The sequence below is a fragment of the Cryobacterium sp. TMT2-10 genome, from assembly GCF_004403075.1.
Lineage (GTDB): Bacteria > Actinomycetota > Actinomycetes > Actinomycetales > Microbacteriaceae > Cryobacterium > Cryobacterium shii.
On the sequence record NZ_SOGW01000030.1, the window covers coordinates 40,398 to 50,728 of the forward strand.

Sequence of the window (10,331 nt, forward strand, 5' to 3'; positions counted from 1 at the left end):
GGCGGACGAAGCAGGGGCGCTCCGGAACTACGATCGGAAGATGCAGCACTGGGATTCCGACGCTCCGTGGTACGACGACGATCGGGGTCGCGCCGGCGGCGACGAAACCCGGGTTCCGATCATCGGCAGGGTGTGGATCCCTGTCGTCATCTCCTTCCTGGTGCAGGTGCCCACGGTCGCCATCCTCGCTCTCCGCGGGTCGGCGTCAGAGCCCGGACACCCCGGGCGGCGTTTCCCCGGCGCGGAGCCCCACCTCCCGGACGACTGGTTCCTTGCCGTGGGCCTCGCGCTGATCGGCCCACTGGCCCTGATCGGCGCCCGCCGTTTTCCCGGCCCGGTCGCGGCCGTCGCCGCCGCGGCCGGAGGAGCGCTGGTGTTGGTGCGTCCTGACATCGGGCTGCCCTACGTGGCGCTGGCCTTCGCGGTCGTGCTCGGCATCCTTCGCGGCGCCCGGGTCTGGGTGTACTCCTCGGTCGCCGCCGTCTGGGTGGCCACCATCGGGCTCGCCGGGATTCTCGATTTCCCGCTGCAGCCGGCCCGGATCGCGTTCACGACGCTCGTGCTGGCCGCGCTGATGGGATTGGGTGAGTGGCTGCGCTCCCGCCGCGACCGGATCAGCACCCTGCGCCGCACCGCGGTCGCGCGGCGGCAAACGGCCGAGCAGCGCGAGCGGGTTCGGATCGCCCGGGAACTGCACGACGTGCTCGCGCACTCGCTCTCCCAGATCAACGTGCAGGCCGGGGTCGCCCTGCACCTGCTCGACAGCCAGCCGGACCGGGCCGCCGAGTCGCTGGCCAGCATCAAGGCCACGAGCAAGAACGCCCTCGACGAGGTGCGCACGGTGCTCGGCATCCTTCGGTCCGACGTCTCGGAGGAGAACTCCGCGCCCCTTGCTCCCGAACCGGACCTCGACCGGTTGCCCGCGCTGATCGAGTCCTTCCGCAACCAGGGGATGCGCGTGGAGCTGGCCGGCGAGCTCGGCCCCGTCGCCGAGGCGGCCGGCGCGGCCACCCAGCTGGCCCTGTACCGGATCTGCCAGGAGGCGCTCACAAATGTGTTGCGGCACGCGCCGACGCGCTCCGCGGCCGTGCGCCTGGCCGTGGACGGCGGCGACGCCGTGCTGACGGTGACGGATGGCGACGGCCTCGGGCAGGCCGACGCCCCGATCACCCCCGGCGGCGGCCTGCTCGGAATGCGCGAGCGCGCCGAACTGCTCGGCGGCACCCTGCGGGTCTCGCCCTCGGGCGATGGGTTCGAGGTCGAGGCGCGCCTGCCGCTGGGGAGGACCCGGTGATCCGGGTCGTCATCGCCGACGACCAGCAGTTGATCCGGGCGGGATTCCGGGCCCTGCTCGAGTCCGAACCCGACCTCGAGGTGGTGGCCGAGGCGGCGACCGGTCCCGAGGCGGTCGAGCAGGTCACCCGGCACCGGCCCGACGTGGTGCTGATGGACATCCGGATGCCCGGCGGTGACGGCCTGTGGGCCACCGAACGCATCACCGAGAACCCTGCTCTCGCCGCCACGCACATCGTGATCGTCACCACCTTCGAGCTGGACGAGTACGTGGCCCAGGCCATCCGCGCCGGGGCCAGCGGCTTCCTGGTCAAGGACACCGAGCCGACCGAGCTGATCCGCGCTGTGCGTGTCGCCGCGGCCGGGGACGCGCTGCTCTCGCCCGGCGTGACCCGCCGGCTGCTGGAACGCCTGGGGCCGGACCTCCGCGACCCGCACGACGAGACGCTGCTCGCGAGGCTGACCGGTCGCGAACGAGAGGTGCTCGGGCTGGTCGGCCGCGGCCTGACCAACACCGAGATCGGGCCGCGGCTCTTCCTCAGCCCGCTCACCGCGAAGACGCACGTGTCGCGCATCATGAGCAAACTCGCGGCCCGCGACCGGGTGCAGCTCGTGATCATCGCGTACGAGGCGGGGCTGGTGGGCTCGGGTCAGTAGGCGGTTCCGGCGGGCCGGTCAACGGATGCGCACATCCCCGGGTGGACGCGAAGTGCCTCCGCCCGGCGGATTCGCGTCAGCCCGGCCACGGCGACACTGGGGTATCGGTCTCGTCGGACTCCCGGCGGACCGCCACCGAATCGCCACAGAACCGAATCGCCACAGAATGGACTCCTCATGCTCTCCACTGCAGTGCTCACCGCGCTTGCCGCCCAGCCCGGCTACGGCGGGGGTCCCGGCCACGGCGGCGGGATGATCTGGTTGCTCGTCCTGCTTCCGCTGTTCGGGCTCCTCCTGCTGGGGCTCCTGTTCGCCCTGTTCGGACGTCGCTGGCGCCGGGGAATGGCCAGCCCCGCCGGTTCCGGCTACGGCGCCCGTCCTGGCTGGCCGGTCGCCGGCGACACCAGCAGCGCCGAGAAGACCCTGGACGCGCAGGCCCGCCGACCGGCAGAAGGGGCGCTAGCGGGACAGCAGCAGCGCGTCGCCCTGGCCGCCGCCGCCACAGAGCGCGACGGCCGCCTTGCCGCTGCCGCGACGGGCGAGTTCGAGTGCCGCGTGCAGGGCCAGCCGGCCCCCGGACGCCCCGATCGGGTGGCCGATCGCGATGGCGCCGCCGTGGATGTTGACGCGGTCGGCTGAGATACCGAGCTCCCGGGTGGACTCGAGCGCCACCGCGGCGAATGCCTCGTTGATCTCGACCAGGTCGAGGTCCCCGGCCGCCCAGCCCTGCCGGTCGAGTGCGTGCATGATCGCATTCGCGGGCTGCGAGTGCAGCGAGTTGTCCGGCCCGGCGACCTGACCGGATGCCTCCACGACGGCCAGCCAGCTCAGCCCGTGGTCCTCAGCCCAGCGGCGGCTGCTCAGCACCACGGCGCTCGCCCCGTCACTGAGCGGCGACGAGTTGCCGGCGGTGACGGTGCCGTCCGCGGCGAAGGCCGGGCGCAGGCGCCCCAGCGACTCCGGAGTGCTGTTGCCCCGCACGCCCTCGTCGGTGGAGACCAGAAGCGGCTCACCCTTGCGCTGCGGAACGCTGATCGGCGTGATCTCGCCGTCGAGCAGGCCGGCCTCGGCGGCCGCGGCTGCGCGTTGGTGTGAGGCGGCCGCGATGGCGTCCTGGTCGGCGCGCCCGATGCCGAGGGTGGTGTTGACGTGTTCGGTGGAGAGCCCCATCGACAAACCGTCGAAGGCATCCGTGAGCCCGTCGTGCGCGGCGTGGTCCAGCACGGTGACGCTGCCGAACGGCCAGCCCTGGCGCGAGCCGGGCAGCAGGTGCGGGGCCCGAGACATGGATTCCTGCCCGCCGGCCACGACGACATCCGCTTCGTTCAGACGGATGAGCCGGGCCGCGTCGATGATCGCCGCCAGCCCGGAGAGGCAGACCTTGTTCACCGTCATCGCCGGCACGTTCCAGGGGATGCCGGCACCGATGGAACTCTGCCTGGCCGGGTTCTGGCCGCAGCCAGCCTGGAGCACCTGGCCCATCAGTACGGCGTCGACCTCGTCGGCGGCCACGCCGGCGCGCGCGAGGGCTCCGACGATGGCGGCGGTCCCCAGCTGCACGGCGGTCAGGGCGGACAGCTGGCCGTTGACGCGGCCCTGGGGCGTGCGCGAGCCCGCGAGGATGACCACTTCGATGTCGCTCATGATGACTCCTTTGTCTTCGTGTTCTCTGATCGTGTTCCGGCTTGCCGCCGGCCTGGTGTTCGTCGTCTCTCCTGACAGTATCGCCGACGTTCGGGCGAGAGGCGGGACCCGGCCGGGACATGGCGCGGGCACGGACGACGCTGGTCAGAGGGGAGAAATCCTCAGCCCCGGAAAGAACCAGCCGGCTCATCTAGAATGTTGCCGTGGCTGCAATCAACCTGGGAATGCCCAAAGTACCTGAAGTACTCGCTCCGCGTCGCAAGTCGCGTCAGATCAAGGTCGGCAAGGTGCTCGTCGGCGGTGACGCCCGCGTCAGCGTGCAGTCGATGACGACGACGCCGACGACCGACATCAACGGCACCCTCCAGCAGATCGCCGAATTGACGGCATCAGGATGCGACATCGTGCGCGTCGCGGTGCCGAGCCGGGACGATGCCGAGGCCCTGCCGATCATCGCCAAGAAGAGCCAGATCCCGGTGATCGCCGACATTCATTTCCAGCCGAGCTACGTGTTCGCGGCGATCGACGCCGGCTGCGCCGCCGTGCGGGTCAACCCCGGCAACATCCGCAAGTTCGACGACCAGGTGGGCAAGATCGCCGCCGCGGCCAAAGCCGCCGGCGTTTCCCTCCGGATCGGCGTCAACGCGGGCTCGCTCGAGCCGAGCCTGCTGCAGAAGTACGGCAAGGCCACCCCGGAGGCTCTCGTCGAGAGCGCGGTCTGGGAAGCGAGCCTGTTCGAGGAGCACGACTTCCACGACTTCAAGATCTCCGTCAAGCACAACGACCCGGTGATCATGGTCAAGGCCTACCGACTGCTCGCGGAACGCGGCGACTGGCCCCTGCACCTCGGCGTCACCGAGGCCGGACCGTCGTTCCAGGGCACCATCAAGAGCGCCACGGCGTTCGGGATCCTGCTCGGAGAGGGCATCGGAGACACCATCCGGGTGTCGCTGAGCGCGCCTCCGGCCGAGGAGATCAAGGTGGGCCTGCAGATCCTGCAGTCACTGAACCTGCGTGAGCGCAAGCTTGAGATCGTGTCCTGCCCGAGCTGCGGCCGCGCCCAGGTCGACGTGTACAAGCTTGCCAACGACGTCACCGATGGTCTGGAGGGCATGACCGTGCCCCTGCGCGTCGCGGTGATGGGCTGTGTCGTGAACGGACCGGGCGAGGCTCGGGACGCCGACCTCGGTGTCGCGTCCGGCAACGGCAAGGGCCAGATCTTCGTGCGCGGCGAGGTCATCAAGACCGTGCCGGAGTCCGAGATCGTGGCGACCCTGATCGAGGAGGCCAATCGGATGGCCGCCGAGATGCCGCCGAGCGAGGACTCCCTCGGCGCTCCGGTCGTGACGGTCGGCGCCAACTAGCCGAGCTCATCAGCGCAGCACCGTGCCGGCGGCGAACCAATTCGACGGAGATTTTGCGGTAAAACTGCTGTTTCGCAGGGTTCAGGGCCGATTTCGGCAGAATCTCCGTCGAATTCGTTCGGGACGGAACTGCTGCAGGGACGCTGGCTCAGTCGTCACCGGGTCCACCACGGGCATCCGTCGCCCTCGATGTTTGGATCCGCCCGCCGGCCCGATGCCGGCCAGTCAGCCAGCCCGCCCGCCGCCCGTCGGTCGGGCCGGCCAGCGCGCCGTAAAGTAGGTGCGTGCCTATTCGTATGTCCAACTACTTCCTCCGTACCCTCCGCGAAGACCCGTCGGATGCCGAGGTCGCCAGCCACCGCCTGCTCGTGCGTGCCGGTTACATCCGCCGTCAGGCCCCGGGAATCTTCGCATGGCTGCCGATCGGCCTGCGCGTCAAGGCGAAGATCGAGACGATCGTGCGCGAGGAGATGGCCGCCGCCGGCGCCTTCGAGGTGCATTTCCCGGCTCTGCTGCCGCGCGAGCCCTACGAGATCACGGGCCGCTGGGACGAGTACGGCGACGGCCTGTTCCGGCTCCAGGATCGCAAGGGCAGCGACATGCTCCTCGCGCCCACCCACGAAGAGGTCTTCACCCTGCTCGTGAAAGACCTGTACAGCTCCTACAAGGACCTGCCCCTGTCGATCTTCCAGATCCAGGACAAGTACCGCGACGAGGCCCGGTCCCGCGGCGGTCTGCTGCGCGGGCGCGAATTCACCATGAAGGATGCCTATTCCTTCGACTACACGGATGCCGGCCTCGACGCCAGCTACCAGGCCCAGCGCGACGCCTACGAGCGCATCTTCACCCGGCTGGGCCTTGAGTACGTCATCGTGCAGGCGGACGCCGGCGCGATGGGAGGCTCCAAGAGCGAGGAATTCCTGCACCCGACGCCGGTCGGCGAGGACACCTTCGTGCGTTCCGCCGGCGGCTACGCGGCCAACATCGAGGCGTTCAAGACGGTCGTTCCGCCCGCCATCGACTGGGCCGGCTTCCCGACCGCCGAGGTGTTCGACACCCCGGACACCCCCACCATCCAGACCCTGGTCGACCGCGCCAATGATGATCACCCCCGTCCCGACGGCCGCGCCTGGACCGGCGCGGACACCCTCAAGAACGTCGTCCTCGCGCTGATTCAGCCCGACGGCTGCCGTGAGCTCCTCGTGATCGGTCTCCCCGGAGACCGTGAGGTGGACCTCAAGCGCGTCGAGGTCGCCGTCGCCCCCGCCGAGGTGGAGGCCGCGAACGAAACCGACTTCGCCAAGTTCCCCGGGCTGGTCAAGGGCTACATCGGACCCTGGTCCGCGAACGGGGCGGTGCTCGGCGAGAAGTCGGCCACCGGTATCCGTTTCGTGGTCGACCCCCGCGTCGTCGAGGGCACCGAGTGGATCACCGGCGCCAACGAGGCCGGGCGCCACGTCTTCGGGCTCGTCGCCGGACGGGACTTCGCCGTCGACGGCACGATCGAGGCCGCAGAGGTGCGCGCCGGAGACCCCGCACCCGACGGCTCCGGCCCGGTGGAACTCGCCCGCGGCATGGAGATCGGGCACGTCTTCCAGCTCGGCCGCAAGTACGCGGAGGCGCTCGGACTCAAGGTTCTGGACGAGAACGGCAAGCTGGTCACGGTCACGATGGGCTCCTACGGCATCGGCGTCACCCGCATTCTCGCGACCATCGCCGAGCTGAACAACGATCCCAAGGGCCTGATCTGGCCCGCGACCGTGGCGCCCTTCGACGTTCACGTGATCGCCACCGGCCGGGACGAGGTCGTCTTCGAGACCTCGCAGACCGTCGTCGCTGCGATCGAGGCCACCGGCCGTGAGGTTCTCTACGACGATCGCCGCAAGGTGTCGCCCGGGGTCAAGTTCGGCGACGCCGAGCTGATCGGCATCCCGCAGATCGTCATCGTCGGCCGCGGGGCAGCCGACGGCATCGTCGAACTCTGGGACCGCCGCACGGGGGACCGCACCCAGGTGGCCGTCGACGACGTCACCGCCAGCTTCAGCTGAGGCGCTGCAGCCTCTCACGCTAACGAATTCGACGGAGATTTTGGCCGCATTGGCCTAAAACGCCCTGGAAAACCGCAATTAGCGGTGAATCTCCGTCGAATTGGTTCACGGCCGGCCTCTTTCCCGGACGGTGATGTCCGTCGTTCGAGGTGCGTTGTCGTTCGATGTGCGTCAGAGGCGGGCGAGCCGGGACCGGGCGAAGCAGTACAAGCCGTAGGCGATCAGGCCCGCGCCGACCACCACCAGGATCGCGACCCCGAACGGCAGGGCGACGAGTGCCTTCAGCGCGCCGTCCATGCCGGTGGCCTTGTCGGGGTTGTGCGTGAACGCCGCGACCGCGAAGAGGACGCCGACGGTGCCGAGCGCGATGCCCTCAGCGCTGTAGCCCACGGTGCCGAGTGCCACCACCGCCGTGCCGGCCGCCCCGCGGGGCACCGTGATGCTCTCGGTGAACTTGTGGCTGGCGCCGCGCACGACGAAGACGGCCCCGATGCCGAGCACGACCAGACCGCCGATGAACAGCAGGATGACCCCGCCCGGGAGCCCGAGCAGGGTCGCCGTGGAATCCCGGGCGGTTTCGGACGAACTCGCCGAGGCGCCGCGCGCGAACGTGAGCGCCGTGGCCGCGATCAGGAGGAAGACGGCGCCCTTGCCGATCAGGACGGCGCGTTTGGCCCACTTGCGCTTGGGGTCGCGCGCGGGTTCGACGAAGGCCTGAACCAGATACCAGAGACCGAGCGCGGCCAGGCCGATCACCACCGTCCACAGCAGGAACACGCCGCCCGGGGTGCGTGCGAGCTGACCGAGCGCGCCCGACTGGTCTGCCGAACCGCCGCCCGCGCCCGCGCCGGTCGCCACGCTGATCGCGATCGAGCCGATCATCACGTGCAGCAGGCCGTTCACCGCGTAGCCGGCGCGGGCCAGCAGCTGGAACGTTCGGCTGCCTTCGACGGTTCGGGCTGCATCCTGGGCATTGTCAGAAACGGATTCGGGTGTCATCCGGCCAGCGTAGCGTCGAGTCTATTGCCGGGGCAGGGTCAGTTTCCGTGCCTGGCGTCCCCGGTCCGGGTGACGGGGACCCGAGGAGTCGGGTACCGTATAGGAGAGCCCGCTGCGCAGTTTCGCGGCGGCAAGATCTGAATAGAGGAGGCCGGCCATGGACATCGACCTCAGCGTGTTGCGGCAGATGGAGCGCGAGAAAGAGATTCCCTTCGAGGAACTCGTGCAGATTATTGAGCAAGCAATTCTGACGGCCTATCAGAAGCACACCCACCAGGGTGACGCTCCGAAGCAGGCCGTCGAGGAAGAGCCGGAAGCGCGCGTCGTACTCGACCGCAAGACCGGCCACGTCGACATTTTTGTGCCCGAAAACGATGAAGAGGGCAACGTCGTCGGCGAAGCCGTCGACAACCCCACCGACTTCGGCCGCATCGCGGCCTTCGCGGCCAAGCAGGTCATCAACCAGCGTCTGCGCGATCTGGCCGACGACGCCGTGCTCGGCGAGTTCAAGGGCCGTGAGGGCGAGATCGTCGCCGGGATCATCCAGCAGGGACCGAACCCGCGCATGATCCACGTCGACCTGGGCACGATCGAAGCGATCCTGCCGCCCGAGGAGCAGGTGCCGAGCGAGAGCTACGTGCACGGGCAGCGCATCCGCGTCTACGTCACGGCCGTCGGCAAGGGTCTGAAGGGCCCGCAGATCACCGTGTCGCGCACACACCCGTCCCTGGTGCGGCGCCTGTTCGCCCTCGAGGTCCCGGAGATCGCCAGCGGCGTCGTCGAGATCGTGTCGCTGGCCCGCGAAGCAGGCCACCGCACCAAGATGGCCGTTCGCGCCACCGAGCCCGGCGTCAACGCCAAGGGCGCCTGCATCGGCGAACTCGGCCAGCGCGTGCGAGCCGTCACCGTGGAGCTCAACAACGAGAAGATCGACATCGTCGACTACTCGCCCGACCTCGCCACTTTCGTGGCCAGCGCGCTGTCGCCCGCGAAGGTGACCAGCGCCTATGTGATCGATGAGTCCATCAAGGCCGTCCGCGCCCTCGTGCCCGACTACCAGCTGTCGCTGGCGATCGGCAAGGAAGGCCAGAATGCGCGCCTCGCGGCGAAGCTTACGGGTGCCAAAATCGACATCCAGCCGGACAGCATTCTGGAGGATGCCGAATAGGGGGTACGATGGAACCCGTTAGAACGTGCATTGGATGCCGTTCGCGCGCTCCGCAGTCCTCATTATTGAGGGTTGTAGCCCGAGAATCGGAACTCGTGGTGGATGAAACCGCCACTCTGTCTGGGCGAGGCGCGTGGCTGCATCCCACTACCGCGTGCTTCCAGGATGCACAGCGGCGACACGCTTTCGGGCGTGCCCTTCGCGTGACCAGTTCTTTGGACGCGAAACAACTAGAGAACAGGCTGAACAGGCTTATGGATAACTAATGAGCGGCTCGAAATGAGACCCGTCCGTTACTAACGGTCTGCCCCTTTCCGGGTGCAGGCCCGGAACAGGAGAATTGTGGCTGCAAAACCACGCGTACACGAGATCGCCAGCGAGCTCGGAGTCGACAGCAAGGTAGCCCTTGCCAAATTGAAGGAAATGGGCGAGTTCGTCAAGGGACCGTCCAGTAGTGTTGAACCCCCGGTAGCGCGCCGTCTGCGCGCCGCCCTCCAGGCCGAGTCCGGTGCGGCATCGAGCACGTCTGCGGCAGTTCCCGCCGGGGCGACCCCCGCCGCGGCAGCAGCACCGGCCAAGCCGGGTGCCGCCCGTCCGTCACCGGCCAAGCTCGCCGTCAAGCCGGGCGCACGTCCTGTCGCCGAGGTTCCCGCAGCGGTCCCCGCCGCGGACGCCCCGCCGATGCCGACGGCCCCGCTGACCGTTGCCGAGCGTCAGGCGCAGGCAGCCGAGAAGGCCGCAGCGGCTGAGAAGTCCGCCGCCGCCGAGAAGGCCGCTGCCGCAGCCGCCGAGCCGGCCGCCGCGACGGATGTTCCGGCCGCCAAGACCGAGGGCGCGGTGGCATCCGCTGCCAAGCCCGGTGGCTCCGTTCCGAAGCCGCCGGCTGCGCGTCCGGGCAACAACCCGTTCGCCAGCAACCAGGGCATGGGCAAGACCCCCAGCCCGCGTCCGGGCAACAACCCGTTCGCCAGTGCACAGGGCATGGGCCAGCGCCCGCCGTCCACGTCTTCCCCCAGCAACATTCCCCGCCCCGCTGCTCCGCGCCCCGGCGCGCCGCGTCCGGGCGGACCCGGCCAGGCTCCGCGCCCGACCGGTTTCGGTCAGCGCCCGGGTGCCTTCCAGCGTCCCGGTGGCGCTCCGGGCGGCGCCGGCGGCGCA

General features: G+C 69.5%; 9 protein-coding genes. 7 read left to right on the forward strand and 2 right to left on the reverse strand.

Translation table 11 applies throughout. The features are described from left to right. The first annotated feature begins 40 nt into the window (after positions 1 to 40). The gene (locus E3T37_RS03305) at positions 41 to 1,294 is read left to right on the forward strand and encodes a sensor histidine kinase (protein WP_134365416.1); all 1,254 of its coding nucleotides are present in this window, start codon (positions 41 to 43) and stop codon (positions 1,292 to 1,294) included. Beyond that, positions 1,291 to 1,950: a response regulator transcription factor gene (locus E3T37_RS03310; RefSeq protein WP_134365417.1), complete on the forward strand. Its 660-nt coding sequence runs from the start codon at positions 1,291 to 1,293 to the stop codon at positions 1,948 to 1,950. The genes E3T37_RS03305 and E3T37_RS03310 overlap by 4 nt, the downstream gene beginning before the upstream one ends. A gap of 459 nt (positions 1,951 to 2,409) precedes the next feature. Here E3T37_RS03310 and E3T37_RS03315 read toward each other — a convergent pair whose 3' ends face one another. Then, positions 2,410 to 3,594, reverse strand: coding sequence for an acetyl-CoA C-acetyltransferase (locus tag E3T37_RS03315; protein WP_134365418.1), 1,185 nt, complete (start codon positions 3,592 to 3,594; stop codon positions 2,410 to 2,412). Between the two features lie 203 nt (positions 3,595 to 3,797). Here E3T37_RS03315 and ispG point away from each other — a divergent pair, with 203 nt between their 5' ends. Beyond that, positions 3,798 to 4,958 carry a flavodoxin-dependent (E)-4-hydroxy-3-methylbut-2-enyl-diphosphate synthase gene (gene ispG, locus E3T37_RS03320; RefSeq protein WP_174235675.1) on the forward strand — a complete coding sequence of 387 codons (1,161 nt, stop codon included), beginning with the start codon at positions 3,798 to 3,800 and terminating at the stop codon, positions 4,956 to 4,958. A gap of 296 nt (positions 4,959 to 5,254) precedes the next feature. Beyond that, a complete protein-coding gene (locus E3T37_RS03325) occupies positions 5,255 to 7,006 on the forward strand; it encodes a proline--tRNA ligase (protein WP_134365427.1) in 1,752 nt (583 codons plus the stop codon). A gap of 171 nt (positions 7,007 to 7,177) precedes the next feature. Here the strand turns inward: E3T37_RS03325 and E3T37_RS03330 are convergent, their stop codons facing one another. Then, positions 7,178 to 8,005 carry a DUF1206 domain-containing protein gene (locus E3T37_RS03330; protein ID WP_134365419.1) on the reverse strand — a complete coding sequence of 276 codons (828 nt, stop codon included), beginning with the start codon at positions 8,003 to 8,005 and terminating at the stop codon, positions 7,178 to 7,180. 157 nt (positions 8,006 to 8,162) lie between these two features. Here E3T37_RS03330 and nusA point away from each other — a divergent pair, with 157 nt between their 5' ends. From nusA to E3T37_RS03345, 3 genes are all read left to right on the forward strand, one after another. Beyond that, positions 8,163 to 9,173 carry a transcription termination factor NusA gene (gene nusA, locus E3T37_RS03335; RefSeq protein WP_134365420.1) on the forward strand — a complete coding sequence of 337 codons (1,011 nt, stop codon included), beginning with the start codon at positions 8,163 to 8,165 and terminating at the stop codon, positions 9,171 to 9,173. Positions 9,174 to 9,181: 8 nt separating this feature from the next. Further along, positions 9,182 to 9,439, forward strand: a complete 258-nt coding sequence (locus E3T37_RS03340) for a YlxR family protein (RefSeq protein ID WP_134365421.1) — start codon at positions 9,182 to 9,184, stop codon at positions 9,437 to 9,439. A 76-nt stretch (positions 9,440 to 9,515) separates the two neighbouring features. Beyond that, a partial coding sequence (locus E3T37_RS03345) for a translation initiation factor IF-2 N-terminal domain-containing protein (protein WP_174844090.1) occupies positions 9,516 to 10,331 on the forward strand: 816 nt, incomplete at its 3' end.

What these genes read in the sequence shown, in the direction of transcription:
- E3T37_RS03305 (WP_134365416.1), top strand. Translation starts at nt 41, where the DNA reads ATGCAGCACTGGGATTCCGACGCTCCGTGGTACGACGACGATCGGGGT.
- E3T37_RS03315 (WP_134365418.1), bottom strand. Translation starts at nt 3,594, where the DNA reads ATGAGCGACATCGAAGTGGTCATCCTCGCGGGCTCGCGCACGCCCCAG.
- E3T37_RS03325 (WP_134365427.1), top strand. Translation starts at nt 5,255, where the DNA reads ATGTCCAACTACTTCCTCCGTACCCTCCGCGAAGACCCGTCGGATGCC.
- E3T37_RS03330 (WP_134365419.1), bottom strand. Translation starts at nt 8,005, where the DNA reads ATGACACCCGAATCCGTTTCTGACAATGCCCAGGATGCAGCCCGAACC.
- nusA (WP_134365420.1), top strand. Translation starts at nt 8,163, where the DNA reads ATGGACATCGACCTCAGCGTGTTGCGGCAGATGGAGCGCGAGAAAGAG.
- E3T37_RS03340 (WP_134365421.1), top strand. Translation starts at nt 9,182, where the DNA reads ATGGAACCCGTTAGAACGTGCATTGGATGCCGTTCGCGCGCTCCGCAG.